This window comes from Streptomyces sp. NPDC014006 (assembly GCF_043088925.1).
Lineage (GTDB): Bacteria > Actinomycetota > Actinomycetes > Streptomycetales > Streptomycetaceae > Streptomyces.
Map to the genome: position 1 here is coordinate 103,942 of NZ_JBICAJ010000006.1, position 26,915 is coordinate 130,856.

General features: G+C 71.4%; 27 protein-coding genes and 1 pseudogene. 17 read left to right on the forward strand and 11 right to left on the reverse strand.

Going from position 1 to position 26,915, the window contains the following annotated elements:
• Positions 1–322: 322 nt before the first annotated feature.
• The 6 genes and pseudogenes from ACF1GV_RS21320 to ACF1GV_RS21345 all read left to right on the forward strand — a co-directional run.
• Positions 323–1,429: pseudogene (locus ACF1GV_RS21320) on the forward strand (hypothetical protein); the annotation flags it as partial.
• A gap of 240 nt (positions 1,430–1,669) precedes the next feature.
• Positions 1,670–2,605, forward strand: a complete 936-nt coding sequence (locus tag ACF1GV_RS21325; protein ID WP_391683161.1) for a cellulose-binding protein — start codon at positions 1,670–1,672, stop codon at positions 2,603–2,605.
• 96 nt (positions 2,606–2,701) lie between these two features.
• On the forward strand, positions 2,702–3,661 hold the full coding sequence (locus tag ACF1GV_RS21330) for an ABC transporter ATP-binding protein (RefSeq protein ID WP_391683163.1): 960 nt from the start codon (positions 2,702–2,704) through the stop codon (positions 3,659–3,661).
• Positions 3,662–3,664: 3 nt separating this feature from the next.
• Positions 3,665–4,435: an ABC transporter permease gene (locus tag ACF1GV_RS21335; protein ID WP_391683166.1), complete on the forward strand. Its 771-nt coding sequence runs from the start codon at positions 3,665–3,667 to the stop codon at positions 4,433–4,435.
• Positions 4,436–4,537: 102 nt separating this feature from the next.
• Complete coding sequence (locus ACF1GV_RS21340) at positions 4,538–5,848, forward strand: ABC transporter ATP-binding protein (RefSeq protein WP_391683169.1); 1,311 nt, start codon at positions 4,538–4,540, stop codon at positions 5,846–5,848.
• On the forward strand, positions 5,845–6,708 hold the full coding sequence (locus tag ACF1GV_RS21345) for an ABC transporter permease subunit (RefSeq protein WP_391683171.1): 864 nt from the start codon (positions 5,845–5,847) through the stop codon (positions 6,706–6,708). The genes ACF1GV_RS21340 and ACF1GV_RS21345 overlap by 4 nt, the downstream gene beginning before the upstream one ends.
• Before the next feature lie 17 nt (positions 6,709–6,725).
• On the opposite strand, the gene ACF1GV_RS21350 is transcribed toward ACF1GV_RS21345, so the two are convergent.
• Complete coding sequence (locus tag ACF1GV_RS21350) at positions 6,726–7,058, reverse strand: ATP/GTP-binding protein (protein WP_391683174.1); 333 nt, start codon at positions 7,056–7,058, stop codon at positions 6,726–6,728.
• 243 nt (positions 7,059–7,301) lie between these two features.
• On the opposite strand from ACF1GV_RS21350, the gene ACF1GV_RS21355 reads away from it, so the two are divergent.
• The gene (locus ACF1GV_RS21355; RefSeq protein WP_391683176.1) at positions 7,302–8,330 is read left to right on the forward strand and encodes an LLM class flavin-dependent oxidoreductase; all 1,029 of its coding nucleotides are present in this window, start codon (positions 7,302–7,304) and stop codon (positions 8,328–8,330) included.
• 81 nt (positions 8,331–8,411) lie between these two features.
• On the opposite strand, the gene ACF1GV_RS21360 is transcribed toward ACF1GV_RS21355, so the two are convergent.
• A complete protein-coding gene (locus tag ACF1GV_RS21360) occupies positions 8,412–8,804 on the reverse strand; it encodes an SCO5389 family protein (RefSeq protein WP_363262471.1) in 393 nt (130 codons plus the stop codon).
• A gap of 274 nt (positions 8,805–9,078) precedes the next feature.
• On the opposite strand from ACF1GV_RS21360, the gene nucS reads away from it, so the two are divergent.
• A complete protein-coding gene (gene nucS, locus ACF1GV_RS21365) occupies positions 9,079–9,750 on the forward strand; it encodes an endonuclease NucS (RefSeq protein WP_363262472.1) in 672 nt (223 codons plus the stop codon).
• 68 nt (positions 9,751–9,818) lie between these two features.
• Here nucS and ACF1GV_RS21370 read toward each other — a convergent pair whose 3' ends face one another.
• From ACF1GV_RS21370 to ACF1GV_RS21395, 6 genes are all read right to left on the reverse strand, one after another.
• The gene (locus ACF1GV_RS21370) at positions 9,819–12,341 is read right to left on the reverse strand and encodes an ATP-binding protein (RefSeq protein ID WP_391683180.1); all 2,523 of its coding nucleotides are present in this window, start codon (positions 12,339–12,341) and stop codon (positions 9,819–9,821) included.
• A 251-nt stretch (positions 12,342–12,592) separates the two neighbouring features.
• Complete coding sequence (locus ACF1GV_RS21375; protein ID WP_247463973.1) at positions 12,593–12,916, reverse strand: STAS domain-containing protein; 324 nt, start codon at positions 12,914–12,916, stop codon at positions 12,593–12,595.
• Between the two features lie 146 nt (positions 12,917–13,062).
• Positions 13,063–13,911 (reverse strand): 3-hydroxyacyl-CoA dehydrogenase family protein, encoded by an 849-nt coding sequence (locus ACF1GV_RS21380; RefSeq protein ID WP_391683183.1) that lies wholly within the window; start codon positions 13,909–13,911, stop codon positions 13,063–13,065.
• A gap of 472 nt (positions 13,912–14,383) precedes the next feature.
• Positions 14,384–15,358 (reverse strand): L,D-transpeptidase, encoded by a 975-nt coding sequence (locus ACF1GV_RS21385; protein WP_391683186.1) that lies wholly within the window; start codon positions 15,356–15,358, stop codon positions 14,384–14,386.
• Positions 15,359–15,403: 45 nt separating this feature from the next.
• On the reverse strand, positions 15,404–15,724 hold the full coding sequence (locus ACF1GV_RS21390; protein ID WP_391683189.1) for a hypothetical protein: 321 nt from the start codon (positions 15,722–15,724) through the stop codon (positions 15,404–15,406).
• A gap of 814 nt (positions 15,725–16,538) precedes the next feature.
• Positions 16,539–16,967, reverse strand: coding sequence for an ATP-binding protein (locus ACF1GV_RS21395; RefSeq protein ID WP_391683192.1), 429 nt, complete (start codon positions 16,965–16,967; stop codon positions 16,539–16,541).
• A gap of 82 nt (positions 16,968–17,049) precedes the next feature.
• Between ACF1GV_RS21395 and ACF1GV_RS21400 the strand changes: the two genes are divergently transcribed.
• From ACF1GV_RS21400 to ACF1GV_RS21410, 3 genes are all read left to right on the forward strand, one after another.
• On the forward strand, positions 17,050–17,898 hold the full coding sequence (locus tag ACF1GV_RS21400) for a helix-turn-helix domain-containing protein (RefSeq protein ID WP_391683195.1): 849 nt from the start codon (positions 17,050–17,052) through the stop codon (positions 17,896–17,898).
• On the forward strand, positions 17,858–18,052 hold the full coding sequence (locus ACF1GV_RS21405; RefSeq protein ID WP_391683198.1) for a DUF397 domain-containing protein: 195 nt from the start codon (positions 17,858–17,860) through the stop codon (positions 18,050–18,052). Before ACF1GV_RS21400 ends, ACF1GV_RS21405 begins: the two co-directional genes overlap by 41 nt.
• Before the next feature lie 322 nt (positions 18,053–18,374).
• Positions 18,375–18,779 (forward strand): VOC family protein, encoded by a 405-nt coding sequence (locus ACF1GV_RS21410; RefSeq protein WP_391683201.1) that lies wholly within the window; start codon positions 18,375–18,377, stop codon positions 18,777–18,779.
• On the opposite strand, the gene ACF1GV_RS21415 is transcribed toward ACF1GV_RS21410, so the two are convergent.
• Positions 18,776–19,414 (reverse strand): TetR/AcrR family transcriptional regulator, encoded by a 639-nt coding sequence (locus ACF1GV_RS21415; RefSeq protein ID WP_391683204.1) that lies wholly within the window; start codon positions 19,412–19,414, stop codon positions 18,776–18,778. The genes ACF1GV_RS21410 and ACF1GV_RS21415 overlap by 4 nt on opposite strands.
• 79 nt (positions 19,415–19,493) lie before the next feature.
• Between ACF1GV_RS21415 and ACF1GV_RS21420 the strand changes: the two genes are divergently transcribed.
• Genes ACF1GV_RS21420 through ACF1GV_RS21430 form a run of 3 tightly spaced genes read left to right on the forward strand, consistent with a single transcriptional unit; the run spans position 19,494 to position 21,631 of the window.
• Entirely contained in the window at positions 19,494–20,282 is a 789-nt protein-coding gene (locus tag ACF1GV_RS21420; protein ID WP_391683207.1) for an ABC transporter ATP-binding protein, read from the forward strand.
• 13 nt (positions 20,283–20,295) lie between these two features.
• A complete protein-coding gene (locus ACF1GV_RS21425) occupies positions 20,296–21,045 on the forward strand; it encodes an ABC transporter permease (RefSeq protein WP_391683210.1) in 750 nt (249 codons plus the stop codon).
• 13 nt (positions 21,046–21,058) lie between these two features.
• Positions 21,059–21,631, forward strand: coding sequence for a cob(I)yrinic acid a,c-diamide adenosyltransferase (locus tag ACF1GV_RS21430; protein ID WP_363262483.1), 573 nt, complete (start codon positions 21,059–21,061; stop codon positions 21,629–21,631).
• Between the two features lie 70 nt (positions 21,632–21,701).
• Here the strand turns inward: ACF1GV_RS21430 and ACF1GV_RS21435 are convergent, their stop codons facing one another.
• Positions 21,702–22,247 (reverse strand): hypothetical protein, encoded by a 546-nt coding sequence (locus ACF1GV_RS21435; RefSeq protein WP_391683213.1) that lies wholly within the window; start codon positions 22,245–22,247, stop codon positions 21,702–21,704.
• Positions 22,248–22,399: 152 nt separating this feature from the next.
• On the opposite strand from ACF1GV_RS21435, the gene ACF1GV_RS21440 reads away from it, so the two are divergent.
• The 3 genes from ACF1GV_RS21440 (at position 22,400) to ACF1GV_RS21450 (ending at position 26,145) form a co-directional block, all read left to right on the forward strand.
• Entirely contained in the window at positions 22,400–23,557 is a 1,158-nt protein-coding gene (locus ACF1GV_RS21440) for a sensor histidine kinase (RefSeq protein WP_391683216.1), read from the forward strand.
• Positions 23,554–24,195 (forward strand): response regulator, encoded by a 642-nt coding sequence (locus ACF1GV_RS21445; protein WP_391683218.1) that lies wholly within the window; start codon positions 23,554–23,556, stop codon positions 24,193–24,195. Before ACF1GV_RS21440 ends, ACF1GV_RS21445 begins: the two co-directional genes overlap by 4 nt.
• 123 nt (positions 24,196–24,318) lie before the next feature.
• Positions 24,319–26,145, forward strand: a complete 1,827-nt coding sequence (locus ACF1GV_RS21450) for a glycosyl hydrolase family 18 protein (protein ID WP_391683221.1) — start codon at positions 24,319–24,321, stop codon at positions 26,143–26,145.
• 131 nt (positions 26,146–26,276) lie between these two features.
• Here the strand turns inward: ACF1GV_RS21450 and ACF1GV_RS21455 are convergent.
• The coding region (locus ACF1GV_RS21455) for an IPT/TIG domain-containing protein (RefSeq protein WP_391683223.1) at positions 26,277–26,915 on the reverse strand (639 nt) is incomplete at its 5' end.

A 26,915-nucleotide genomic window follows, 5' to 3' on the forward strand; every position in this document is an offset into this window, starting at 1 on the left:
CAGCGAGGCCGAACGCCTCACCACCGAGACGATCGCGGAGACCGACCGGCTGCGCACGGAGACCGTCGCCGAGGCCGAACGCGTCCGCACCGAGGCGCTGGAGGATGCCGATCGGGTCCGCACGCAGGGGCGGCAGGAGGCCGACCGGCTACGCACCGAGGCCGCCGACATCCGGGCGCAGGCCGACCAGGACGCGACCCGTACGCGGGCGGACGCCCGGGAGGACGCCAACCGCATCCGCTCGGACGCCGCGGCGCAGGCCGACACCCTCATCACCGAGGCCCGCAGCGAGGCCGAACGCCTCACCACCGAGACGATCGCGGAGACCGACCGGCTGCGCACGGAGACCGTCGCCGAGGCCGAACGCGTCCGCACCGAGGCACTGGAGGAGGCCGAGCGGGTCCGCACGGAGTCGGTCGCCAAGGCCGAGAAGCTGGTCGGGGACGCCACGGCGGAGGCGGAGCGGCTGCGTGCCGAGGCCGCCGAGACGGTGGGCAGCGCCCAGCAGCACGCCGAGCGGATCCGTACCGAGTCCGAGCGGGTCAAGGCGGAGGCGGCCGAGCAGGCCGAGCGGCTGGTCACGGCGGCCCGCGAGGAAGCCGAGCGCACCCTGGACGAGGCCCGCAAGGACGCCAACAAGCGGCGCAGCGAGGCCGCCGAGCAGGTCGACAAGCTCATCACGGAGACCACGGCCGAGGCGGACAAGCTGCTCACCGAGGCTCAGCAGCAGGCGCTGAAGACGACCGCGGACGCCGAGTCGCAGGCGGACACGATGGTCGGCGCGGCCCGCAAGGAGGCCGAGCGGATCGTCTCCGAGTCGACCATCGAGGGCAACCAGATGGTGGAGAAGGCGCGTTCGGACGCGGACGAGCTGCTGGTCGGCGCGCGCCGGGACGCCACCCAGACAAGGGAGCGGGCGGAGGAGCTGCGCGACCGCATCACCTCCGAGATCGAGGAGCTGCACGAGCGGGCCCGCCGCGAGGCCGCCGAGACGATGAAGTCGACGGGCGACCGCTGCGACGCGCTCATCAAGGCCGCCGAGGAGCAGCTGGCCAAGGCGGAGGCGAAGGCCAAGGAGATCGTCTCGGAGGCCAACTCCGAGGCGGGCAAGGTCCGTATCGCGGCCGTGAAGAAGGCCGAGGGACTGCTCAAGGAGGCCGAGCAGAAGAAGGCCAGGCTGGTCAAGGAGGCCGAGGAGCTCAAGGCCGAGGCGGTCCGCGAGGCGCGGCGCACGGTCGAGGAGGGCAAGCGCGAGCTGGAGATCCTGGTGCGGCGCCGCGAGGACATCAACGCCGAGATCTCCCGCGTCCAGGACGTCCTGGAGGCGCTGGAGTCCTTCGAAGCACCGTCGCCGGGCAAGGACTCCGCGGTCAAGGCGGGTGCGACGATCGGCGCCCCTCGTTCGGGTGGCAAGTCGTCGGACGGCTAGCGCCGGCGGGCCCTGAGGGGTCAGCCTGGACCAATGGCTCGGAGGGGAAGCGGACGTGACGCGATGGTGTTCCAGGGCCCTGGACAGGGCCTTTGACGGTGTCTTGGCAAGTGGTCCGCCGTTCAGCCACTCAAAAGGGGTGTCATTCTCCGGCTCAAACGCGTATCCGCTCGATGACACGCCGTTCTGACCCCTAGGATTCCACCTATCACCTCACCGGTCTCATTCGACAGGAACCCCATGAGCGACACTTCCCCCTACGGCTTCGAGCTTGTGCGGCGTGGGTACGACCGCGCTCAGGTGGACGAACGTATCTCCAAGCTCGTCTCCGACCGTGACCAGGCCCTCTCCCGTATCACCGCTCTGGAAAAGCGCATCGAGGAGCTGCACCTCGAAACGCAGAACGCCCAGGCCCAGGTGACGGACGCCGAGCCGTCCTACGCCGGGCTCGGCGCGCGCGTCGAGAAGATCCTGCGTCTTGCCGAGGAAGAGGCCAAGGAGCTGCGCGAGGAGGCGCGGCGCGCGGCCGAGCAGCACCGCGACCTCGCCGAGTCGGCGGCCCAGCAGGTGCGCAACGACGCGGAGTCCTACGCCTCCGAGCGCAAGGCGAAGGCCGAGGACGAGGGCGTCCGGATCGTCGAGAAGGCCAAGGCCGAGGCGGCGCAGCTGCGCAGCGAGGCCCAGAAGGACGCGCAGTCCAAGCGTGAGGAGGCGGACGCCCTCTTCGAGGAGACCCGCGCCAAGGCCGCGCAGGCCGCCGCCGACTTCGAGACGAACCTCGCCAAGCGCCGTGAGCAGTCCGAGCGCGACCTGGCCTCCCGTCAGGCCAAGGCCGAGAAGCGGCTCGCGGAGATCGAGCACCGCGCCGAGCAGCTGCGCCTGGAGGCGGAGAAGCTGCGCACGGACGCCGAGCGCCGCGCCCGCCAGACGGTGGAGACGGCCCAGCGCCAGGCCGAGGACATCGTGGCCGACGCCAACGCCAAGGCCGACCGCATCCGCTCGGAATCCGAGCGCGAGCTCGCGGCGCTGACCAACCGCCGCGACTCCATCAACGCCCAGCTGACGAACGTCCGCGAGATGCTCGCCACGCTGACCGGTGCGGCGGTCGCTGCCGCGGGCACGCCCGGTGACGACGAGCAGGTTTCTCGTGGGGTGCCGGCGCAGCAGTCGCGCTGACCGCGTTCGCCAACGCCCGGGATATGGCGTCCGAACGACTGACGAAGCCCTCCGCCAGCACTGGCGGAGGGCTTCGTTCCGTCCTAGCGTGGCCGCATGATCGAGCTCGAGGGGCTGACCAAGCGGTACGGCGAGAAGGTGGCGGTGAACAATCTGAGCTTCACCGTCAGACCCGGCATCGTCACCGGCTTCCTCGGTCCCAACGGCGCGGGCAAGTCGACCACCATGCGGATGATCCTGGGCCTGGACCGGCCCACGGCCGGGGATGTGCGGATCGACGGCATCCACTACGACCAGCTGAAGGACCCGCTGACGTACATCGGCGCGCTGCTGGAGGCGAAGGCCTGGCACGGCGGGCGCAGCGCCTACAACCACCTGCTGTGCCTCGCGCAGAGCAACGGCATCCCCGCCCCCCGGGTGCGTGAGGTGCTCGAGGCCGTCGGTCTGACGGCGGTGGCGAAGAAGAAGACCAAGGGGTTCTCGCTCGGCATGGGGCAGCGGCTCGGCATCGCGGCCGCGCTGCTCGGCGATCCGCGGATCCTGATGTTCGACGAGCCGGTGAACGGCCTCGACCCGGAGGGCATCCACTGGATCCGCAACCTGATGAAGTCTCTGGCGGCGCAGGGGCGGACGGTGTTCGTCTCCTCCCATCTGATGAGCGAGATGGCGCTCACCGCCGACCATCTGGTCGTCATCGGGCAGGGCCGGCTGCTGGCCGACACCTCGATGGCCGACTTCATCGCCCGCAATTCCCGCGCCTTCGTCCGGATCCGCACCCCGCAGCGCGAGCGGCTGCTGGACGTGCTGCACCGGGCGGGCATCACCGTCGTGGAGACCGGCGGCGGGGTGCTGGAGGTGGAGGGCGGCAAGAGCGAGCAGATCGGCGAGCTGGCCGCCCAGCACCAGATCGTGCTGCACGAGCTGAGCAGTCAGCAGGCCTCGCTGGAGGAGGCGTTCATGCAGCTGACCGCGCAGACGGTGGAGTACCACGCACACGACGGCACACCCCCGGCGGCACAGCAGCCGTGGGGCGCCGAATGGCAGAAGGGAAGCTGAGCCATGGCGGCGGTCCAGGTCATCCGCTCGGAGTGGACCAAGATCCGGTCGGTGGCGTCCACCCTCTGGACGCTCTCCCTCGCCGTGGTGGTCACCATCGCCCTCGGCATGCTGATCTCGGCGCTGTCGAAGAACGAGTTCGACACCATGAGCCGGCGTGACCGGCTCTCCTTCGACCCGACCTTCGTCAGCTTCGCCGGGATGACCCTGGGGCAGCTCGCGATGATCGTGTTCGGGGTGCTGGTGGTGTCGAACGAGTACAGCACCGGCATGATCCGTGCCTCGCTGGCCGCGGTGCCCAGGCGCGGCACGTTCCTGTTCAGCAAGGTGGCCGTCGCGGCCGGGCTGGCCCTGGTGGTGGGCATGGCGACCAGCTTCGCCACGTTCTTCCTCGGGCAGGCGATGCTGGGCGAGCTCCGGGCCTCGATCGGCGACCCGGGGGTGCTGCGTGCGGTGGTCGGCGGTGGTCTGTACATGACGCTGATCGCGGTGTTCTCGATGGGCGTCGCCGCGATGCTGCGCTCGCCGATGCTGTCGCTCGGCATCCTGATGCCGTTCTTCTTCCTGATCTCGAACATCCTCGGCAACGTCAGCGCGACGAAGAAGGTCGGCCAGTACCTGCCCGACCAGGCCGGCAGCAGGATCATGCAGGTGGTCACCCCAGTCGGCGACGACACCCCGTACGGTCCCTGGGGCGGCCTCGGGATCATGGTGGCGTGGGTGGCGGCGGTCCTGGCCGGCGGTTACGTCCTGCTGAAGCGGCGTGACGCATAGCCTTTGCCTTCTCTTGGGTGGAACCGTCAGCGCGTGGATATCCTCCTAACCCTTACGGGGGCGTGTGCCCTGCTGTCCTGAACCTTGCGATGGGTGCGGAGCATGATCGAAGCAGTCGGCCTGACGAAGCGCTACGGCGACAAGACCGCTGTGTACAACCTCTCCTTCCAGGTACGGCCCGGCGCCGTCACCGGCTTCCTCGGGCCGAACGGCTCTGGCAAGTCGACGACCATGCGGATGATCCTCGGCCTGGACAACCCCACCGCCGGGTCGGTCACGATCTGCGGCCACCCCTACCGCCGGCTGCCCAACGCCGCCCGCCAGGTCGGTGCCCTGCTGGACGCCAAGGCCGTGCACGGCGGCCGCTCCGCCCGCAGCCACCTGCTGAGCCTGGCGCAGCTGTCCGGCATCCCGGCCCGCCGCGTCGACGAGGTGCTCGGCGTGGTCGGCCTCCAGGACGTGGCGAAGCGGCGCTCCAAGGGCTTCTCGCTCGGCATGGGCCAGCGGCTCGGCATCGCCGCCGCCCTGCTGGGCGACCCGCAGGTACTGCTCTTCGACGAGCCGGTCAACGGCCTCGACCCCGAGGGCATCCTGTGGGTGCGCAACCTGATGAAGGCGCTGGCCGCCGAGGGGCGGACGGTGTTCGTCTCCTCGCACCTGATGAGCGAGATGGCGCTCACCGCCGACCACCTCATCGTCATCGGGCGCGGGCAGCTGCTCGCCGACATGAGCGTGCAGGACTTCATCGCGGCGAACTCCGCCGGCTTCGCGCGCGTGCGCACCCCGGACACCGAGCCGCAGCAGCGTGAGAAGCTCACGGCCGCGCTCACCGAGGCGGGCGGCCAGGTGCTGCCCGAGCAGGACGGCGCGCTGCGGGTGACGGGGCTGGCGCTGCCGAGCATCTCCGACATCGCCCACGAGCACGACGTACGGCTGTGGGAGCTGAGCCCGCACCAGGCCTCGCTGGAAGAGGCGTACATGCGGATGACGCAGGCCGCCGTCGACTACCGTTCCACGATCGACCAGAAGGCCGGCCTGCAGCAGCCGCTGCCGCCGGGCGCCGAGCAGCCGGTGCCGGTGCCCGGGCAGGGCCAGCCCGGCTGGTACGCCCCGCCGCCGCCCCAGCAGGGCGGGCAGCCGTTCCCGGCACCCCAGGGCCAGCCGGGCCCGTACGGCGCGGCGCAAACACCGGGCCAGGCTCCGTACGGCGCCCCGCAGGGACAGGGCGCCCCGGTGAACCCGTACGCGCAGCAGGCCCCCGCCCAGCCGGTCGCCCCGCCGGCCCAGGCAACGCAGGCCCCCGCCCAGGCAACGCAGCCCGCGCAGGCCGCCGCGCCGCAGGCCCAGCAGCCCGCGTCCGCCGCCGCATCCTCCGCCGAACCGACCACCGCCCAGTCCGAGGACGCCCGATGAGCTCGCCCCAGATCCCGACGCCGCAGGCCGCGCCGACCTGGCAGACGGCGCCCGGCGCCCCCGCCTACACCTCGCCGATCCCCATCGTGCGCACGCACCTCGGGCACGCCATCGCCTCCGAGTGGACCAAGCTGCGCTCGGTGCGCTCCACGCTGTGGACGCTCGGCGTGTTCGTGCTGCTCGTCGTCGGCATCGGACTGATGACCGGCGCGCTGGTCGCGGCCAACGCCTCCCCGGAGAGTCTGCAGCAGGCCAGCGCCCTGCCGTACGGCCTCTTCGGGGTGCTGCTCGGCAGCGTGTGCGTCATGACCCTCGGCGTGCTGACCACGGCCTCGGAGTACGGCACCGGCATGATCCGCACCACGACGGTGGCCTGCCCGACGCGCGCACGGGTGCTGACGGCCAAGGCGGTCGTGCTGTTCACGGTGGTGTTCACGGTCACGCTGGTGTCGACCGCGTTCGTCTCGTTCGCGCTGACCGGCATCCTCTCCGACGCGGCGGAGCCGTCCGGCGGGGAGTGGCTGAAGGCCACCGTCGGCATCTCGCTGTACATGGCGCTGCTCGGCCTGTTCTCCATGCTGATCGGGTCGATCATCCGGCACTCCGCCGGCGCCATCACGATCATGATCGGCCTGGTGCTGGCCCCGCTGGTGATCGCCCTGTTCATGGTGACGGAGTCGCTGCAGAAGGTCCGCGAGTTCCTGTTCGACTACTCGATCCCGACCCAGCTCGGCGTGTTCTACACCGCGTCCATCGGCGAGTCCGGCCCCTCCGGCTGGGACCCGCTGTGGATCGCCCTCGGCGCGACGGCCGCCGCGTTCGCCGGCGCGTGGGCGCTGCTGGAGAAGCGGGACGTGTAGGGACGTACAGGAACGTACTAGAACCTCGGCGCGTTACGGGACCGCTGCACCCGCGTGGTGCGGCGGTCTCTGGCGTTCCAGCAGGCCTTGTGCCAGTGGCGGCGGTCGTCGACGCCCATGTGCTCGGGCCAGGCGACGACGTGCGGGACGCCGCCGGGGATCAGCTGGTCGCAGCCCGGGCAGCGGTAGCTCTTGCCCTGGGCGCTCGAGCCCGCCACGTGCCGCACGCTCCAGTCCTCGCCCTGCCAGCTGACCGACGACTGCCAGCCGCCGTAACGGCTCGACTGGTCGTCCTCGGCGCTGCGGCCTTGCGAACCGGAGCCCTTGGGACGGTTGCGACGCGGGGACACGGAACACCTCACGGAGCTATACAGGGAGCACGGGCCGCTTCCAGCGTACGCGGCGCGCTCCGGGGTACTCCCCGCTCCAGGGTGGGTGATGGGCCTCGTCAAGTCCCCCTGCGGGGCGCGGCGTTCCCCGGGATTCTCCCGACAATCCGCAAATTACTCCGTCAGGCCGTGTCCTCGGCACGTGTCAGACGGTTATGCCGGGTGGGGGAGCTCCGCGTCGGAGCCGAGGAAGCAGGAAAAGCAATGCGCGTTGGAAGTTTCGTGTTGGCGGCCCAGTTCCCCGGCCAGGGCCCGGGAGAGGCGCTGCACCGCGCGGTCCGTTCCGCGGAGGTCGCCGAGGCGGCGGGGCTCGACACGGCCTGGCTGGCCGAGCACCACTTCGTGCCCTACGGCACGTGTCCGTCGGCCGTCACCCTGGCCGCGCTGCTGCTGGGCCGTACCCGCAGGCTGCGGGTGGGTACGGCGGTCAGCGTGCTGCCGACGACGCATCCTGTCGCGCTCGGCGAGCAGGCCGCGCTGCTGCATCTGACGAGCGGCGGCCGGTTCTCGCTGGGGGTGGGGCGGGGCGGCCCGTGGGTGGACCTGGAGGTGTTCGGACCGGGCCTCGGGGCGTACGAGCACGGCTTCCCGGAATCACTCGATCTGCTGACGCGCTGGCTGCGCGACGCGCGGGTGTCGGCGGACGGCGAGCGGTTCCGCTTCCGCGAAGTGCCCGTCGTGCCGCGGCCTTCGGAGGCGCTGACGGACGACCCGGGTCCCGAGGTGATCGTGGCGTGCACGTCCCCGTCGAGTGTGCGGATGGCGGCCGCGCGCGGCCTGCCGATGCTGCTCGGGATGCACATCGGGGACGAGGAGAAGGCCGAGATGGTCGCCCTGTGGCGGCGCTCCGCGCGGGCGGCGGGCCGCGCGGAGGACGAGATCCGGTCGGCGGCGCATGTCTCGGCCGGCGTCTGCCAACTCGCGGACCGGCGCACGGACGCGGTGGAGACGCTGACCAAGGCCATGCCGGGCTGGCTGAAGCAGGGGCTCGACGCCCATGTCACCGTCGACGGCCGGCAGCGGCGGATGCGGGACCCGCTGGCGTACACCGAGCTGCTGTGCGGGCTGCACCCGGTGGGCACGCCGCGGCTCGCCGTCGACCGGCTCACGGCGACCAGCGAGCGGACCGGTATCTCGCGGTTCGCCCTGCTGGTGGAGGGTTCGGGCGACCTCGCGGCGACGGAGGAGAACGTCCGGCGCCTGGGCGCCGAAGTGCTCCCCCATCTGTCCTGAGAGCGTCCCGGGGAGCTTGCCGCTCCGGTTTCGATGTCTGCACCTCCCACGGGCGGAGCGGCAAGCGGGTGGCTCCCTGCGTCAGCAGTCCCGCAGCTCCGGGGACTGGTTCAGCAACTGGTTGCGGATCGAGGTGAAGCGCGCCAGCGTCTCGTCCACCGAGGCATCGAGCGGGAACACCGCCACGCGGTGGCAGTTCTGGAAGGCCAGCCGCACACCGAAGTGCCGCTGCAGCGCACCGCGTATCGCGTCACTGGCGAGCGCGCGCAGCAGCTGGCCGCGCGCCTGCTCGTCCGGCGGGGGCGTCTGGTTGTCGGCGAACTCGCCACCGTCCACCTTCAGCTGGGCCACCAGGGAGCTGATCATCTCCCATGCGTAGGGCAGGGAGGTCCGGACGCAGTCGACGAATGCTGCTTCGTCGACCTCGCCTCGCTCGGCCTGTTCGAGTAGGGCCGGTGAGACGTCGAGCGACATGGGTTCTCCTCTCGCACCCCCGCACAGCAGGGGTTGCCGGACACGGAAAGAGGAGCCCGCCATGCCGAAATACCGAACACGGTGAGTACACGCATAGCGACCTCCCGTTTCTACGGTAGGCAACAGACCGTGACGGCACCAGGCGAATGGGCAGATAGGAACGCCCAGTTGGGCACACAATCGGCCAGCGTGGAACAGGTGGAATCAGGGAGATTAGGGGCGGCTCACAGGGCGAATCGCGTGCACGGGTGTCCGTCGAGTAGCGTTGCCGACCATGCGTCTCGTCATTGCCCGATGCTCCGTGGACTACGCCGGCCGGCTCACCGCCCACCTGCCCTCCGCGCCCCGACTGATCCTGGTCAAGGCGGACGGCAGCGTCTCCATCCATGCCGACGACCGGGCCTACAAGCCCCTGAACTGGATGTCGCCGCCGTGCACCCTGAAGGAGGGCACGGGCGAGGAGGAAGGCGTCTGGACCGTCGTCAACAAGGCGGGCGAGAAACTGATCATCACGATGGAGGAGATCCTCCACGACTCCTCGCACGAGCTCGGTGTCGACCCCGGTCTGATCAAGGACGGCGTCGAAGCGCACCTTCAGGAGCTGCTCGCCGACCGCATCGAAACCCTCGGCGAGGGCTACACGCTCATCCGGCGGGAGTACATGACCGCGATCGGCCCTGTGGACATCCTGTGCCGGGACGCCGACGGCCAGACCGTCGCGGTGGAGATCAAGCGGCGCGGTGAGATCGACGGCGTCGAGCAGCTGACCCGCTACCTGGAGCTCCTCAACCGCGACCCGCACCTCGCGCCGGTGCGCGGCATCTTCGCGGCACAGGAGATCAAGCCGCAGGCCCGCGTCCTGGCCACGGACCGCGGCATCGGCTGCCAGGTCCTGGACTACAACGCCCTGCGCGGCATCGAGGACGACAAGCTGCGGCTGTTCTGACACCCGCAGGCGTACGACGGTGAAGGGCCGGGCCCCCGTGGGGGTCCGGCCCTTCACCGTACGCGGGGTCAGATCACCGACTCCGTGCTGCTCGCCGTGCCGCTCTGCGGCGCGCTCGCCGAGCTGGCGGGGGCGCTGGAGGAGGCGGGGCCGCTCGCGGTGTCGGAGGTGGAGGGGGACGACGTGTCGGTCGGCGGTTCGGACGGCGTGGTCGTCCCCGGGTCGGTCGGCGTGGGAGACGACGGGGTGGACGTGGACGGCTTCGGGGACGTCGTCGGCTTCGGGGACGTCTTCGTCGGCGGGTTCGGCGGCGCCGGGTCCGACGGCTGGGTGGTGGGCCCTCCCCCCGTCTCCCGCGTCCCCGTCGGCCTGTCGGACGGCTCCGCCGCCGTCGGAGTCGGGTCGTCCGCCGTGCCGTACGTGCCGTCGGGGCCCGGGTCGGTGGGGTGGCTGGTCGGGGTGCCGGGGCCGCCGCGGGGGGCGTCGGCGTTCTTCTGCGGGGTGTCGGCGCCCACGGTGCCCTCGTCGATGTCCTGGCTGGCGGACGGGTTGACGCCGACCTGGTCGGACGGGGTGTGCGCGTCGTTGTCGGAGGTGGCGCCCAGCGTCACCACCGCGCCGAGCACGGCGACGAGCAGCGCTCCGGCGCCGGCCGCGACGAGATTGCGGCGGGCCAGGTTCCTCAGGCCGCCGCGGGGCTTGGCGGCGGTGCCGTGGGGAGCCGGCGCGGCCTGGCGGGTGACGAGGGTGACGCCCTCGTCCGGGGCGGGCCGGGGCAGCGGCGGAATCGGCGCGAGCACACCGGCGGCCGGGGAGGCGGACTTCTCGGAGCGGGCGGCCGTCACCTCCTCCCCCGCCGTCACCGGGATGCCGGGCACGTCGCCCGCGCGGTCGGTGACCAGGGCGAGAGCGCGGCGGCCCGCGACGGTACCGCGCTTGTCACTGACCGCCCCGCGCAGCCCGATGGAGGCCTCGAGTTCGGCGCGGGCCCGGTCGAGCCGGCCGGCGCACAGCGCGAGGACGCCCAGTTCGTGGTGGAAGTAGGCCTGTTCGGCGACCTCGCCGGCGAGCCGTGAGGCCTCGGCGCCCGAGCGCAGGGCCCGCTCCCAGGCGCCCCACTCCAGTCCCGCGGCGAACGCGGGCGCGGCGGCGCGGGCGAGCGCTACGGCCGTGTGCTCGCCGTCCTCCTCCTCGGGGCCCGCGGACACCAGCGGTGTGAGGGCGGCGAGGACGGCGTCCGCCTCGGCGCAGACGCGTTCGGGGGTGACCGAGGGGTGTCCGGCCCACCAGGTGTAGTGCCGGCCTGCGGTGCGGGCCTGCTCGGTGGCGTCGTCGGCGTATCCGGCGGCCTCCAGCTGGGTCTGCACCCCGGCGGCGAGCCGGTAGCGGGCGCCGACCGGGGAGACCAGTCCGCAGGCGGCGAGTTCGCCGAGCGCGGCGTCGGCGTGGGTGTCGCCGACGAGGGCGGGCAGGTGCGCCTGGTGCGGCACCTCGCCGCCGAGGGCGACGGCGAAGCGCAGGGTGGCGCGGGCGGAGGCGCTGAGGCGGGACGCGAGCAGCGGGGCGGGCGCGGCGGCCTCGCCGAGAGAGGGCAGCGGTACGTCCTCCTCCCCTTCGGCCGGTACGGGCGCGTCGAGGGGCACCGCGTCCTCGAAGACGCCGTACTCGTCGACGGCGTCGGCGCCCGCGCGCAGCCGGTCGCGCTGCCGCAGCAGGGCGCCGGCCTGGACGAACCTCAGCGGCAGGCCCTCGGACTCGAACCACAGATCGCCCGCCCAGTTGGCCTCGTCCTCGGTGAGGACCCGGCCGAGGGACTGCTCGATGAGGTCGACGCCGCCGGCCCGGTCGAGTCCGCTGAGGAAGACCTCCTCGACGGCGGAGTCGGCGGACGGGGCCGCCACGTCGGGGGTGGCGGCGAGCAGCCAGGCGCACTCGGGGGTGGCGTCGAGCAGCTCGTCGAGCGCCGCCCCGCCGAACTCCAGGTCGTCCAGGACGACGACGGCCCCGATGTCGCGGACGTACTGCAGCAGTTCGTCGCGGGCCGGGCGGTGCCGGGGCGCGCTGTGGACGGTGCGGAAGAGGTCGTGCAGCAGGTCGTCGGCGGTGCGGTGGAAGCCGTTCAGGCGGACGATGCCGTCGGGGGCGAGGTCCGCGCAGTCCTCGGCGACCAGGTCGAGGAGGCTGGTGCGGCCGGAGCCGGCGGGGCCGGTGAGGCGTACGGAGCGGCCGCGGGCCAGGAGGCGGACCAGGCGTTCGCGTTCCTCGTCGCGGCCCAAGAGGGGCAGCGCGGGCCGGGCGGGTCCGGGCGGGACGGGCGGCGCGGCGGCACGGTCGGCGTCGGCGCGTTCGGCGGTGGTGCGCCGGGCGGGACGTTCGGGCTGTCCTGCGGGCGGGCAGGGCTCTATCTCGCTGCCGTCGACGGGGTTGACGGTGAGCAGGAGGTCGCCGGAGATGACCTGGACCATGCGGGCCTGCGCGGGCCCGTGCTGGCCGAGGTCGGGTGTGAGGGGATCCCTGGACGGGCGCGGGCGCGGCGCGTGGCCGTCACCCTCGCGGCCATGCTCCTCGGGCCCCTGGGTGTTCGGGTCCATAGGTTTCAAGCCCCCCAAAAGCGTCGTGTGGCGGTAGCCCCTCCCGGCCTTGCTGCACACTGCGCTGTCGCTTCTGGTCCGGTGCCCGGTCGAGGGTTGCGGGCGGCGGGCAGACGAACCGTAAACCTTCGCTCAGTATCTCCGACAGCCCGGGGTACCGTGCCGTCCGAGACGTCACAGTCCGGTGAGGATTGGGCGCGGCGGGCGTTTCGCCGGTCTCGGCCTGCGACGGGTGCCCCCGTGCGCCGGGGTCACACCCGCGGAAGGGAGTCCACGGCCAGGCCGCCTTCGATGGCGAGGATGCGGTGCAGGCGGGTCGCCACCAGCAGGCGCTGCATCTGTGGGGGTACGCCGCGCAGCACCAGGCGGCGGCCGCAGCGGCCGGCCCGGCGGTGGACGCCCATGATGACGCCCAGCCCGGTGGCGTCCCAGGAGTCCAGTTCTGACAGGTCGAGCACGAGGTCGCCGACGCCGTCGTCGACCGCCGAGTGCAGGACCGTACGGGCGTCCGCCGCGCTGCGGACGTCGAGGCGGCCCCCGACGACCAGCTCGACGTGGTCGCCCCTGATGTGCATATGCGCTCCTCGGGTGAGTGCGGTGGCTACTCCATGACGTGGGTGTGCCAGGTCTGACTGCGCCGGCGGCGGTGCGGTTGCTGGCTGTAAGCGAACCGATACCAGATTCACCCCGGAGAGTGACCTCTCCGGGGTGAGTGCGGTGATCAGTACGTGTAGAAGCCCTGCCCGCTCTTGCGCCCGATGTCACCGGCGTCCACCATCCGGCGCATCAGCTCCGGCGGGGCGAACTTCTCGTCCTGGGACTCGGTGTAGATGTTGCCGGTGGCGTGCAGCAGGATGTCGACCCCGGTCAGGTCGGCGGTGGCGAGCGGGCCCATGGCGTGGCCGAAGCCCAGCTTGCAGGCGATGTCGATGTCCTCGGCGGTGGCGACACCGGACTCGTAGAGCTTGGTGGCCTCGACGACGAGCGCGGAGATCAGACGGGTCGTCACGAACCCGGCGACGTCGCGGTTGACGACGATGCAGGTCTTGCCGACGGACTCGGCGAACTCGCGGGCGGTGGCGAGGGTTTCGTCGCTGGTCTTGTAGCCGCGGACCAGCTCGACGAGCTGCATCATCGGCACCGGCGAGAAGAAGTGCACGCCGACGACCCGCTCCGGGCGCTCGGTGGCCGCGGCGATCTTGGTGATCGGGATCGCGGAGGTGTTGGAGGCGAGGACGGCCTCCGGGCGCACGATCTTGTCGAGCGCGCGGAAGATCTCGTGCTTGACCTCGAGCTTCTCGAAGACGGCCTCGACGACGAGGTCGGCGTCGGCGGCGGCGTCCAGATCGGTGGTGGGCGTGATGCGGGCCAGGGCGGCTTCGGCGTCCTCGGCCGCCAGTTTGCCCTTGCCCACGAACTTGTCGTACGACGCCTTGATGCCGTCGGTACCGCGGGTGAGTGCCTCGTCGGTGACGTCGCGCAGGACGACGTCCCAGCCCGCCTGCGCGGAGACCTGGGCGATGCCGGACCCCATGAGACCGGCCCCGATGACGGCGAGCTTCCGTGCCACTGTGCGACTCCCCTGATACGCGCTGTCGTCAGGCCCCGGCGTCCCGTCCCCTCGTCCGCTCGGAGGGTGCGCCCGGCGCCTCGGGCCTGTACTCACCGAGGCGCCACCGGGCAGGGAGAGGGTCGCGCAGGGGCCAACTTCTCTCCGGCGGACACTAGCGCTCGTGAGGGGCGGCGCGGCGGAGTTAGTAACGCGTTTCACGTCTCACGGGGTGAGACGCCGGTCACGTCCGGCGACGGCGGGAGTTGACGCGGCGTCGGCACGGCTCGCCGGGGAAAGGGACGCATACCCCGGTCTCCGGTCAATCCGCAGAAAACCACCCCCGCGGCGTTTCCCCGTTCCTCGCACGCCGGTGCACAGCACCCGGGGCCTGCTCGCGGAGCCCGTCCCAGGGCGGCCTGCGGTCGGTGTCCGCGTCGTGAAGCAGATCCACCCCGGATGCTCCCCAGGAGCAGGCTCCGTGCCGTGCGCGTCAGCCGATCGCGATGCGTGGGTGGGCGCCCGGCCGGATCCATCCCATGATCTTGTCCATCGTGGCGCGCGGCACCGACACGCAACCCGCCGTCGCTCCCGAGCCGTTGACGTGGAGGAAGATCCCGGCGCCGCGGCCCGGCGTGGCCGGCCAGCGGTTGTAGTTGATGACCAGGGCCTTGGCGTACTGGGTCGGGTAGTTGACGAGGTGCTCGCTGCCCCGGTCGCCGGACTCGGTGAGCGGGAAGTCGGCACCCTGCTCGCCGTGCATCGAGTTGTAGAACTGCGACTCCGGGTCCTCCACCCACCAGTCGTCGGAGTCGACCACGTGGTACGGCATGCTCGTGCCGCTCGACTCGACGCCGAAGCCCTCGGTGATGGTGTAGGTGCCCGAGGGCGTCGTGTACGTCCCCTGGCGGCGCGTCGACCCGTCCGTCACGCCGTTCGAGCCGACCCGCCCGGAGCCCGTCGAGAACTGCGCCTTCCAGCCGGACGATCCCTTGGCCCAGGCCGTGACGGTTGCGTACGAGCCGCTCGCCCTGACGGTGATGATCTGGGTCGCGTCGCCCACCTGGACGGGGACGGGGAAGTCGGGGGCGCTCGCGGTCCCGGAGTCACCGCTTCCGGTGCCGGCACCCGAGCCGGACGTGGCCGCGGACGCGGTCCGCTTCGACGACGCCCCGGCGCTCGCCCCGGCAGACGCGGGCGCGGCGGTGGAGGAGGTCGCGGACGGCGAGGCGGAGGGCGACGCGGACACCGAGGGCGACGGCGACGGCGAGGCGGAGGCCGACGCGGACGGGCTCGCCGCATCGCCCGGCGTCGCCGCCGAGTCGCTCACGTCCGCCGCCACCTGCTCGGCGGACCGGGTGTCACCTCCGTCGCTTCCGCAGCCGGACGCGAGGAGCAGTGCCCCGCCGGCGGCGGCCGCGGCGAGCGCCCTGCGCGTGCGGAGGGAGGACGGTCTGGCAGGGGTCATTTCGGGTATGTCGGGCAGCACGAGGAAACCTTCGAGGAGTAGGGCCTACAGAGGCAGGGGCAGGGGCAGGGCCGAGCGGCAGACGGGGCTCAGCCTCGCGCCTCGCCGCCCGCGGGGGCCGCGCCGGAGCATGTCGCGACCGAAGGAACCGGTGGCCGTGGCGCCCTGGACGTGCCGGCCGCGGATGGCGAGAGCACAGCGCGCGGTGCCGCCGTCCTCACCGAGCACGATGCTGATGAGCGGGTCCTTGCCGACGGGTACGTCGACCGTCGTACGCCAGGGCAGACGGGCACCGCGGACCACGGTCGCCGTCCCGGACTCGCTGCGCGCCTGGCAGGTGAGGTCGGCGGTGCCGGTGCCGGTCACCTCGTAGGTGACGGATGCGGTTGGGGATGTGTGAGCGCGCCGGCTCCTTGTCTCCGACGCCGCCGGTGCCCGCGAGGACGCCGTACAGCACCAGGCCGCCGCACGCGGCCGGCGCGACGGCCGCCACCAGCAGCCCGGCACGGTCGGGGCGGCGTGACGAAGGGCGCGCACTTTCCGCCGCATTCGCGGATTCCGGCATCACCTCGGTCGTTCCGGGTGTCTTTTCGGCAGCCCGGCCCGACGACTTTTCCTCGCCCACGCCAATTCCCTTTCCGCTCCGGAAACGGCTCCTTATACGCGATGGCGAGCAGCGTTCGCAACTGAGCGGACAAACCGGGCGCCGGTATTCCAGGATGGGCGACCTGTCGGACGTGCGAGGTCACTTGACACGGCGTCAGCCGGGTGATTGGAACCGCCGCGCCGCTACGTCCGCCCTGGTCCGGTCACCAGGCATGCAGGACGTTTTCGGCACCTTTTATGACGTCCGGGAGAAGGATTGAGTTGCAGTGAGACCCACACGAGGCAGGCTTATTGCGTGCCTGGTCGTGGCCGCACTGACAAGCAGCGCGCTACCCCAGGCCGCATATGCCGTGCCCGCACATGACGACGGCGACAGCAAGGGAATTGTCCTCCCGTTTCTGGCACGCGTCGGACGCCCCGGGCTTCGACTTCGCCGACACCACCAACGAGGGCCGCAGCCGGTTGACGACCCACAGGTGCTGGGCCTGAGCGACAGCACCGACTGATCGGCGGCTGAGCCCCCACCGCAGGAGCCAGACGATCGCCCCCCGGGATCCCCGGGGGGCGATCGTCGTCACCCCTCCCCCGACTTGGCCACGCACTCGAACCACACCGCCTTGCCCCCGCCGGTGGGGTGGGGCGTCACCCCCCACCGGTCCGTGACCGCCTCCACCAGCAGCAGCCCTCGCCCGCCCTCGGCGAGCAACTCCCCGCTCCCCCGCACCGGCATCCGCGCACAGCTGTCGGACACCTCCACGCGGACCGCGCCCGGCAGCAGCAGGATGCAGATCCCGCAGCGGCGGCCGGGCACATGCCGGACGACGTTCGTCAGCAGCTCCGTGAGCGCCAGTTCCGCCGCGTCGGCCAGATCCGGCAGGCCCGCGCGCAGCAGGTACATCCGCAGGATGCGGCGCAGATGCCGCACCGAGTGCCCGCCCAGCCCGAACTCGGCGCGGTAGTGCGGCTGGAGGTCCGTCATCCGCGGACCGGTCACATCGTTCATGCCACCACCGTGCGACGGATCGCATACGCTCGACTACGCAGCGAAATCAACGCCGTGAGGTGTTGCAGGCCGGAGGTACGACGTGGCCAACGTCCAGAGTCTCGATCCCACCGCTTCCCCGCTCGACTACTACGGCTGGGAACTGCGCCGCCACCGCGAGGCCGCCGGCCTGAGCCAGGGCCAGCTCGGCGAGATCATCTTCTGTACGGGGTCACTGATCGGCCAGATCGAGACGACGAGAAAGGTCCCCACGCGGGACTTCTCCGAGCGGGTGGACGCTGCGCTGGGCACGGACGGGTTGTTCTCGCGGCTGATCGGGCTGGTGCTGCGGAGTCAACTGCCGACGTGGTTCCAGCCGTACGCGGAGATGGAGGCGAAGGCGACGTACATCTCCACGTATCAGGCGCAGCTGGTGTACGGGCTGTTGCAGACGGAGGAGTACGCGCGGGCCGTGCTCGCCACCGGCATGCCGGACGACCTCGAGGGTATGGTCGCGGCCCGTATGGAGCGTCAGCGCATCCTGGAGCGGGAGCAGCCTCCGCTCGCGTGGGTGGTCCTGGACGAGGCAGTGCTGCTCCGGCCGATCGGGGGCAACGACGTCATGCGGCGCCAACTCGCCCACTTGTTGGAGTTCACCCGCCACCGCTGGGTGCACATCCAAGTGCTGCCGAACTCGGTGGGTGAACACGCCAGCCTGGCGGGCTCGTTTAACGCGCTCCGATTCGAGGACGACCCTGACATCGTCTACACGGAAGACCTGATCTCGGGCCATATGACCGCAAGTCCCGAGACCGTCAGGGAGGCAGTACTCCGTTACGCTCGCTTGCAGGCCGCAGCCCTCCCCGTAGAGGATTCGGCGGCACTGATCGCGCGTGTAATGGAGGAACGCTATGGAGACCGCTCCCAGCCTGAGGAACGCCCAGTGGCGTAAGTCCAGCTACAGCGGAAACACCGGTGGTGATTGCCTCGAGGTCGCCGACAACCACCCCGGCACCGTCCCCGTGCGGGACAGCAAGAACCCCGCCGGTCCCGTCCTGCTCATCGGCGGAGCCGCCTGGCAGGCGTTCGTCGACGGGCTGCGCTGAGCCGTCGTCGACCGGCGGACCCGCGTGCGCCGCGGCGTCAGGAATCGCCCGTTCCGACCAGGCGGCCGGCGTGCGCGAGGGAGCGGATCAGGTCGTTTTCGGCAGCGGTCCGCCACAGCAGCGCCCAACGTGCCGGAGGGGCGTGGTGGACGGGCACGCAGACGAGGTCCGCTCGGGAGTGGTACCTGGTGGCGTGCGCGAACGTGACGGCCTCGCCGTTGGACAGGATGAAAGCACAACCCCGGCAGACGTAGCGGCACTCACCCCCAACGACGCCGAACGAGCCGGGCAGCACCGCCTGCCCGCACTGTCAGGGAGAGACATGACAAGCAGGTTCACCGAGTTGGTCGTCGACTGCCACGATCCGGAGAGGCTCGCGGCCTTCTGGTGTGACGTCCTGGGCTTCCAGGTGATCGACCGGAGCGAGGGCAAGGTCGAGATCGGCTCCTGGGTGCCGACCGTCGAGGAGGTCCGCAGCCGCCAGATGCCGCCCACGCTGGTGTTCATCGAGGTGCCCGAGGGCAAGACCGTGAAGAACCGGCTCCATCTCGACGTCAGCCCGGTCGACCGCAGTACCGAGGAGGAGGTGTCCAGACTGCTCGGCCTCGGTGCCACCAGGGTGGACGTGGGTCAGGGTTCCGGCCGGAGCTGGGTGGTCATGGCCGATCCCGAGGGCAACGAGTTCGACGTCCTGCGCACCCTGGTACCGCCCGGCCAGGCGGTCTAACCCGCGCGCACCGCGTACTCCAGTACCCGCTCACTCAGCAGCTCCTCGACCTCGTCGAGGAGCTGAAGCGTCTCCCGGGACACCTCCGCCGGCTTCCGTTCCTTCAGCATCGCGCGGCCGATGGAGGCGAACACCGTCGCGTAGATCCAGCAGATCTGGCCGGCCATCAGGTCCGGCAGCGGATCGTCCTCGGCGGCGCCGGTCTCCTCGCACAGGGCCGCCTTCAGGTTGTCGTGGCTCTCCTGCTGAAGGCTCCACAAGCGGGAGCGCAGCGTCGGCGCGTCGTGGATGACGCGCATGAAGCGGCTGTATCCCTCCATCAGGCCGACGCGTGGCGAGACGGCCTCGACCTCCTCCCGCAGTTCCCGCAGGACGGCGCGGGCCGCGGACTCCCCCACGTCCCGGCCCCGGACCCAGCGGGCCAGCCGGTCGACGACGCCTGCCGAGCGGTCCAGGAAGAGGTCCTCCTTGGCGGGGAAGTAGTTGTAGACGGTGTTGACGGAGACGTTCGCCGCGTCGGCGATCTCCGCGACCGTCACCGCTTCGAAGCCGCGCTCCAGGAACAGACCCGTGGCGACATCCGAGATGTACTGCCGGGTCTGCCGCTTCTTCCGCTCCCTGAGCCCTTCTGCCATGCCCCCATCCTAGCTTTGTTGGCTTCACTGAAAACTTGGGGTCGTTGCAAAATTTCAGGGACTCTGTTTTTCTGGTCGCATGCCAGCAGTCATCAGCGCGAGCCGACTCGCGCGCACCTTCACGACCAAACACGGCCCCGTCGAGGCCGTACGCGGCATCGACCTCACCGTCCGCGAGGGCGAGATCCTGGGCTTCCTCGGGCCCAACGGCGCCGGGAAGACCACCACCCTGCGCATGCTGACCACCCTGCTGAAGCCGACCGGCGGCAGCGCCGCCATCGCCGGGCACGACCTGGCGACCGACCCGGTCGGTGTGCGCCGGGCCTGCGGTTACGTCGCCCAGTCCGGTGGCGTCGACCCGCAGATCAGGGTGCGGGAGGAGCTCGTCACACAGGGGCGGCTGTACCGGCTGAGCAAGAGTGAAGCCGTCGCGCGCGCCGGCGAACTCGCCCGCGATCTCGGCCTCACCGAGCTGCTCGACCGCAAGTGCGGCACGCTCTCCGGCGGTCAGCGGCGCCGCCTCGACGTCGCGATGGCCCTCACCCACCGCCCGCGCGTGCTCTTCCTCGACGAGCCGACCACCGGGCTCGACCCCGGCAGCCGCGCCGACCTGTGGGACCTGGTGCGGCGGCTGCGCGACGAGCACGGCACGACCGTCTTCCTCACCACGCACTACCTGGACGAGGCCGACGCCCTGTCCGACCGCCTGGTGATCGCCGACAAGGGGACGGTCGTCGCCGAGGGCGCGCCGAGCGCGCTCAAGCTCCGCTACGGCGGCTCGATCGACGCCACGCTCCAGGACACGTTCCTCGCCATCACCGGCCGCGGGCCCGCTGCCCCGGCCGACGCCGCCCCCGTAGCCGTATAGGACACCCGGACAGATGCTGTTCCACGACACCGCACTCATCTACGGCCGCTATCTGCGCCAGACCCTGCGCTCCCGCTTCGCGATGCTCTTCGGCGCGCTGATGCCGCTGCTGTACCTGCTGTTCTTCGGGCCACTGCTCACCGATCTGCCGCTGGGCGGCACGGGCAGCTCCTGGCAGGTTCTGGTGCCGGGCCTGCTGCTCCAACTCGGGCTCTTCGGGGCGCTGTTCGCAGGCTTCATGATCATCCTGGAGAACGGCCAGGGCATCGTGGAGCGGATGCGGGTCACGCCCGCCAGCCGGCTCGCGCTGCTGCTGGGCCGGGTCCTGCGGGAGGCCACGGTGTTCGTCTTCCAGGCGGTGCTGCTGGTGCTCGCGGCCCTGCCGATGGGGCTGCGGGCTCCCCTGCCCGGCGTCCTCATCGGCTTCGCCTTCGTCGCGCTGCTGACCGTGTCGCTGGCGTCGCTGTCGTACGCGGTGGCGATGAAGGTGCGCACCCCGCAGGAGTTCGGGCCGCTGATCAACGCCGTCTCCATGCCGTCGATGCTGCTGTCCGGCCTGATGCTGCCGATGACCCTGGCCCCGGACTGGCTGGACGTCCTGTCCCACTTCGTACCGTTCCGCTACCTGGTGGACGCCATGCGCGACGCCTACGTCGGCCAGTACGCCACCGCGCACATGCTGTACGGCGTCCTGGTGGCCGTCGGATTCGCGGCGCTCGCCGTGACAGTGGGCACACGAGTGTTCCGGAAGGCCGGCGCGTAACTACGCTGGCCGCATGGTCAATCTGACGCGCATCTACACCAGGACCGGCGACCAGGGCACCACCGCCCTCGGCGACATGAGCCGGGTCCACAAGACCGACCTGCGCATCGCCGCGTACGCCGACGCCAACGAGGCCAACGCGGTGATCGGCACGGCGATCGCGCTGGGCAACCTCGGTCAGGAGGTCGTCAAGGTCCTCACCCGCGTGCAGAACGACCTGTTCGACGTGGGCGCGGACCTGTCGACGCCGGTCGTGGAGAACCCGGAGTTCCCGCCGCTCAGGGTCGAGCAGTTCTACATCGACCGCCTGGAGGCGGACTGCGACCGCTTCAACGAGCAGCTCGAGAAGCTGCGCTCCTTCATCCTCCCCGGCGGCACCGCGGGCGCGGCCCTGCTCCACCAGGCGTGCACGGTCGTACGCCGCGCGGAGCGCTCGACATGGGCGGCCCTGGAGGCCCACGGAGACGTCATGAACCCCCTGACGGCGACGTACCTCAACCGCCTCTCCGACCTCCTCTTCATCCTGGCCCGCACGGCGAACAAGGAGACAGGTGACGTGCTGTGGGTCCCGGGGGGCGAGCGCTAGGCTCCGCCGGGCGCAGGCGGTCCGAGGGTCGGGGCGTCCATGGCGCCACCGTCTACGGACGCGGGCCTCGTCAGTCGGATCGGGCCGGCGCCCGCTTCGGAAACACTGTGTAGCTGACCGCGATCACCACGTTGATGCCGATCAGCCACACCATGCGCATCTGCCACGCCCGCAGCGAGCCCGTGTCGCCGTCGTCGCCGACGTACCAGACGGCCGCCTGGAGCAGGGCCAGGGCGACCGTGGACGCCAGGATCCAGCGGCCCGCGACCTTCCACTCGTGGACGGCGCGGGCCATGCCGTGCTTCGGCGGCCGCACCGGCGGCGGGCCGCCCGCGAAGCGGTGGGCGACCCGAGCGTCGGCCCACTTGATCGTCGCGTGCCCGAGCCCCACCGTGAAGCCGATGTACACCGCCGCCAGCCCGTGCCGCCAGTCCGGCTGGGCGCCGTTCTTGAGATCGATCGCGGTGACGGCGAACAGCACGACCTCCAGCAGCGGCTCGCACAGCAGCAGCGCCAGGCCCGTGCGCGGCATCCTCAGGCCGTAGCGGAGGGCCAGCCCGGCCGCGAGCAGCACCCAGAAGGCCACCTCGCAGGCGATGATCAACCCGACGATCACGGTTCGCTCCCTTCGTTCGTCCCTCCAGGCTTCCGCCGCCCGGCGCCGGTTTCGTCGTCGCCGGAGACGAACTCGCGGTACATCGAAAGATGCAGTCCGGGACCCTTCCCGGGGTGCACGCGTGGGGGTCACGGGCCGTGTTGGATAAGGGCATGGCCGTGACACTCCCCCGACCGCACCGGTTCGACGTGTACGTCGCCGTCGCCGGGCTGCTCGGCGGGGTCGTGATGTGGGCGCTCGGCCTGTACACCTCGGGCAGCGGGGTGCTGTCGTCCACGTGGGGGCTGATCTCGCTGGCGGTGATGGCGGCCCTGGAGCTGCTGCGCCGCACCCGGCCGCAGTTCGCCCTGGCGGCGGGGTCCCTGGCGCTCGTCTTCGACATGTTCACCACGGGCAACGCGGCCACCATCCTGATGTACACCGATCTCGCTTACGCCGCCGTGCTGTACGGCTCACCGGCCGCCGCCCGGCGGATCCCGGTCGTCACCGGGCTGGCCAGCGCCGGCGTCACGCTCGGCTTCCTGATCTGGTGGCGCAGCCCGCAGGCGCTGTTCGTCGGCCTCGGCGCGGCCGTGGTGTCCTTCGCTCCGGCCGCCACCGGGGCGCTGGTGCGCAACCACCGCGACGCCGCCGAAGCGGCCCGGCTGCGTGCCGAGCAGACCGCGCTGCTGGCCGAGCTGGACCGGACCCAGGCCGTCACCGCGGAGCGGGCGCGCGTCGCGCGGGAGCTGCACGACCTCGTCGCCAATCATCTGTCGGCCATCGCCATCCACTCCACCGCCGCCCTGTCCATCGACGACCCGGCGACCACCCGGGAGGCGCTGGCCGTCATCCGGGAGAACAGCGTCGACGGGCTGGCCGAGATGCGGCGGCTGATCGGCATCCTGCGCGACGGCAGCGGCGATCACGAACCGGCCGCCGCGCCCACCCTGGACGGACTCGGCGCACTCGTCGAGGCGGCCCGCGCGGGCGGACTCGACGTCCGCCTGGACGCCGGGCACGGCCCGCTGCCCGCACCGGTCGGCCTCGCCGCCTACCGCATCGTCCAGGAGTCCCTGACCAACGCCCTCAAGCACGCCTCCGCCGGCCGGGTCACCGTGTCGCTGGCCCGCCGGGACCACCGCCTCGACGTCACCGTGACCAGCCCCTACGACGGTCACTCCGGTCCCCGCGCCCCCGGCGCCGGCGCGGGGCTCGTCGGCATGCGGGAGCGGACCTCCCTGCTCGGCGGGACGTTCACGGCCCGGCCCGAGGGCGCCGTCTGGGTCGTACACGCGACTCTGCCCCTGTCGGAAGGAGACCCGCGGTGATCCGTGTCCTCGTCGCCGAGGACCAGTCCGCCGTGCGCGCCGGGCTGGTGCTCATCCTGCGCAGCGCGCCCGGCATCGACGTCGTAGGGGAGGCGGACGACGGGGAACGGGCGGTGGCGCTGGCCCGGGAGCTGCGGCCGGACGTGGTGCTGATGGACGTCCAGATGCCGCGTCTGGACGGGGTGTCGGCGACCCGGCAGGTGGTGGCGGAGGGGCTCGCGGACGTCCTCGTGCTGACCACCTTCGACCTCGACGCGTACGTCTTCGGCGCGCTGCGCGCGGGCGCGGCCGGATTCCTGCTGAAGAGCGCCGAGGCGAGCGACCTCATCGAGGCGGTGCGCACGGTGGCCCGCGGGGAAGGGATCGTCGCACCCGCGGTCACCCGGCGGCTGATCGCCGAGTTCGCGGCCAGGCCGACGCGGGAGGCAAGGGCCGATCCGGCCGTTCTCGACGTCCTCACCCGGCGCGAACGCGAGGTGCTGTCCTGTCTCGGGCAGGGGCTGTCGAACGCGGGGATCGCCGAGCGGCTGGAGATGGCCGAGGCGACGGTGAAGACGCACGTCAGCCGACTGCTGGGCAAGCTGGAGCTGCGCAGCCGGGTGCAAGCGGCGGTGCTCGCGCAGGAGTTGGGGATCTAGAGCCCCTTCCGTCAACTGGTCCAGACCTATTGACCCGTGGTCCAGACCTTTCTATTCTCGCGGCACCGTGGCATGAAGGCTCAGTCATGCCCCTGACATCCCCACATACAGAGGAGGCGCTCCATGCGCTTCAGACACCGGGCCGCGGCAGGGTTCGCGACCCTGCTGCTCCCCCTGGCCGGCCTCGTCGGCCTCGCGGGTCCCGCCCAGGCAGCGGGCAACGCGACGGCGACCTTCACGAAGACCAGCGACTGGGGCACGGGCTTCGGCGGCCAGTGGACCGTCAAGAACACCGGCACCAGCAGCATCAGCTCCTGGACCATCGAGTGGGACTTCCCCACCGGCACGTCCGTCACCTCCGCCTGGGACGCCGACGTCACCTCCTCCGGCACCCACTGGACCGCGAAGAACAAGTCCTACAACGGCACCATCGCCCCCGGCGCCGCCGTCTCCTTCGGCTTCAACGGCGCCGGCCCGGGCTCTCCGTCCAACTGCAAGCTCAACGGCGACAGTTGCGACGGCACCACCGTCCCGGGTGACGCGGCCCCCTCCGCGCCGGGCACCCCGACCGCCTCCTCCGTGACCGACACCTCGGTGAAGATCGGCTGGGGCGCGGCCACCGACGACAAGGGCGTCAAGAACTACGACGTGCTGCGCGACGGCGCCAAGGTGGCGACGGTGACGACCACGTCGTACACCGACACCGGGCTGAGCGCCGGCACCGACTACTCCTACACCGTGCAGGCCCGCGACACCGCCGACCAGACCGGCCCGGTCAGCGGCGCGGTCAAGGTGCACACCACCGGCGGCACCACCACTCCCCCGCCCACCGGCGGCGGCAAGGTCAAGCTCGGCTACTTCACCGAGTGGGGCATCTACGGCCGCAACTACAACGTCAAGAACCTGGTGACCTCCGGCTCCGCCGCCAAGATCACCCACATCAACTACGCCTTCGGCAACGTCACCAACGGCCAGTGCGCCATCGGCGACTCCTACGCCGACTACGACAAGGCCTTCACCGCCGACCAGTCCGTCAGCGGCGTCGCCGACACCTGGGACCAGCCGCTGCGGGGCAACTTCAACCAGCTGCGCGAGCTGAAGGCGAAGTACCCGAACATCAAGGTGCTGTGGTCCTTCGGCGGCTGGACCTGGTCCGGCGGCTTCGGCCAGGCGGCGCAGAACCCGGCCGCGTTCGCCCAGTCCTGCTACAACCTGGTCGAGGACCCGCGCTGGGCCGACGTCTTCGACGGCATCGACATCGACTGGGAGTACCCGAACGCCTGCGGCCTGTCCTGTGACACCTCGGGTGCGGCGGCCTTCAAGAACGTGATGTCCGCGCTGCGCGCCAAGTTCGGCGCGAACAACCTGGTCACGGCCGCGGTCACCGCGGACGGCTCGGCCGGCGGCAAGATCGAGGCCGCCGACTACGCGGGCGCCTCCCAGTACGTCGACTGGTACAACGTGATGACGTACGACTTCTTCGGCGCCTGGGACGCCAAGGGCCCGACCGCCCCGCACTCCCCGCTCACCTCGTACAACGGCATCCCGAAGGCGGGCTTCACCACCGCCGACGCGATGGCCAAGTTCAAGGCGATCGGGGTGCCCGCGAACAAGCTGCTCATCGGCATCGGCTTCTACGGCCGCGGCTGGACCGGCGTCACCCAGGACGCCCCGGGCGGCACCGCCACGGGACCTGCGGCCGGCACCTACGAGCAGGGCATCGAGGACTACAAGATCCTCAAGACGTCCTGCCCGGCCACCGGCACGATCGCCGGCACCGCATACGCCCACTGCGGCAGCAACTGGTGGTCCTACGACACCCCCGCCACCATCGGCTCCAAGATGAGCTGGGCCAAGAACCAGGGACTCGGCGGCGCGTTCTTCTGGGAGTTCAGCGGTGACACCGCGAACGGCGAGCTGGTGAACGCGATCAGCAGCAGTCTGGGCTGACGCCGCTCCCACGGCCGGCGCCCCGGTACCCCTCAGAGGCAGGCCCTGCCCTGCCTCTGAGGGGTACCGGGGCTTTTCCGACGGCCGAGGCCACGCGAGCGAGCCACACTGCGGCTCGGAGACCTGGCGTGTCAGATGCCGGGCGCGGCCACCCGCGTGTACGTCAGGCTGTTGCTGGTACCCGCGGGTGTGGTCACCGTGACGGCAAGCGGCCCGGCGGGGCCCACCGGGGCGACGGCGGTGATCAGCGTCGGGGAAACCACGGTGAAGGACGCGGTCGCGGTGCCGAACCGGACACTGGTGGTGGTCGCAAGGCCGGTGCCGGTCAGCGTGACGACCGTGGCGGACCCCGCCGGTCCCCTGTCGGGCGAGAGGGATGTCAGCACCGGGGCGTCGAGGAAGACGTAGCCGAGGGCGGCGCTGACGCCGCCGGGCGTGGTCACCGTGACATTCGTGGCGCCGGGCGCGTGACTGGGAGTCACCGCGGTGATCTCTGTGTCGGAATTGACGGTGAACGAGGCTGCCGCCACCCCGCCGAAGGACACCGCCGTCGTACCGAGGAGGTTGTCGCCGGTGACGGTGATTGTGGTGCCGCCTGTCGTGGGGCCGGAGGCCGGGGAGAAGGCGGTCAGCGAGGGTTGCGCCAGGTAGTAGAAGAACGCGCTGGGGTCATTGGGGTTGCTGGTGCCGCTGGGCGTGGTGACCGTGACCGCCACGGCCCCGGCCGCATGGGCGGGACTGACCGCCGTGATCTGGGTACCGCTGTTGAC

Coding starts and splice junctions, on each gene's coding strand:
- ACF1GV_RS21325 (WP_391683161.1), top strand. CDS start 1,670: ATGAGCGACACTTCCCCCTACGGCTTCGAGCTTGTGCGGCGTGGGTAC.
- ACF1GV_RS21330 (WP_391683163.1), top strand. CDS start 2,702: ATGATCGAGCTCGAGGGGCTGACCAAGCGGTACGGCGAGAAGGTGGCG.
- ACF1GV_RS21335 (WP_391683166.1), top strand. CDS start 3,665: ATGGCGGCGGTCCAGGTCATCCGCTCGGAGTGGACCAAGATCCGGTCG.
- ACF1GV_RS21340 (WP_391683169.1), top strand. CDS start 4,538: ATGATCGAAGCAGTCGGCCTGACGAAGCGCTACGGCGACAAGACCGCT.
- ACF1GV_RS21345 (WP_391683171.1), top strand. CDS start 5,845: ATGAGCTCGCCCCAGATCCCGACGCCGCAGGCCGCGCCGACCTGGCAG.
- ACF1GV_RS21355 (WP_391683176.1), top strand. CDS start 7,302: ATGCGCGTTGGAAGTTTCGTGTTGGCGGCCCAGTTCCCCGGCCAGGGC.
- ACF1GV_RS21360 (WP_363262471.1), bottom strand. CDS start 8,804: ATGTCGCTCGACGTCTCACCGGCCCTACTCGAACAGGCCGAGCGAGGC.
- nucS (WP_363262472.1), top strand. CDS start 9,079: ATGCGTCTCGTCATTGCCCGATGCTCCGTGGACTACGCCGGCCGGCTC.
- ACF1GV_RS21370 (WP_391683180.1), bottom strand. CDS start 12,341: ATGGACCCGAACACCCAGGGGCCCGAGGAGCATGGCCGCGAGGGTGAC.
- ACF1GV_RS21375 (WP_247463973.1), bottom strand. CDS start 12,916: ATGCACATCAGGGGCGACCACGTCGAGCTGGTCGTCGGGGGCCGCCTC.
- ACF1GV_RS21385 (WP_391683186.1), bottom strand. CDS start 15,358: ATGACCCCTGCCAGACCGTCCTCCCTCCGCACGCGCAGGGCGCTCGCC.
- ACF1GV_RS21395 (WP_391683192.1), bottom strand. CDS start 16,967: ATGAACGATGTGACCGGTCCGCGGATGACGGACCTCCAGCCGCACTAC.
- ACF1GV_RS21405 (WP_391683198.1), top strand. CDS start 17,858: ATGGAGACCGCTCCCAGCCTGAGGAACGCCCAGTGGCGTAAGTCCAGC.
- ACF1GV_RS21410 (WP_391683201.1), top strand. CDS start 18,375: ATGACAAGCAGGTTCACCGAGTTGGTCGTCGACTGCCACGATCCGGAG.
- ACF1GV_RS21415 (WP_391683204.1), bottom strand. CDS start 19,414: ATGGCAGAAGGGCTCAGGGAGCGGAAGAAGCGGCAGACCCGGCAGTAC.
- ACF1GV_RS21420 (WP_391683207.1), top strand. CDS start 19,494: ATGCCAGCAGTCATCAGCGCGAGCCGACTCGCGCGCACCTTCACGACC.
- ACF1GV_RS21425 (WP_391683210.1), top strand. CDS start 20,296: ATGCTGTTCCACGACACCGCACTCATCTACGGCCGCTATCTGCGCCAG.
- ACF1GV_RS21430 (WP_363262483.1), top strand. CDS start 21,059: ATGGTCAATCTGACGCGCATCTACACCAGGACCGGCGACCAGGGCACC.
- ACF1GV_RS21440 (WP_391683216.1), top strand. CDS start 22,400: ATGGCCGTGACACTCCCCCGACCGCACCGGTTCGACGTGTACGTCGCC.
- ACF1GV_RS21450 (WP_391683221.1), top strand. CDS start 24,319: ATGCGCTTCAGACACCGGGCCGCGGCAGGGTTCGCGACCCTGCTGCTC.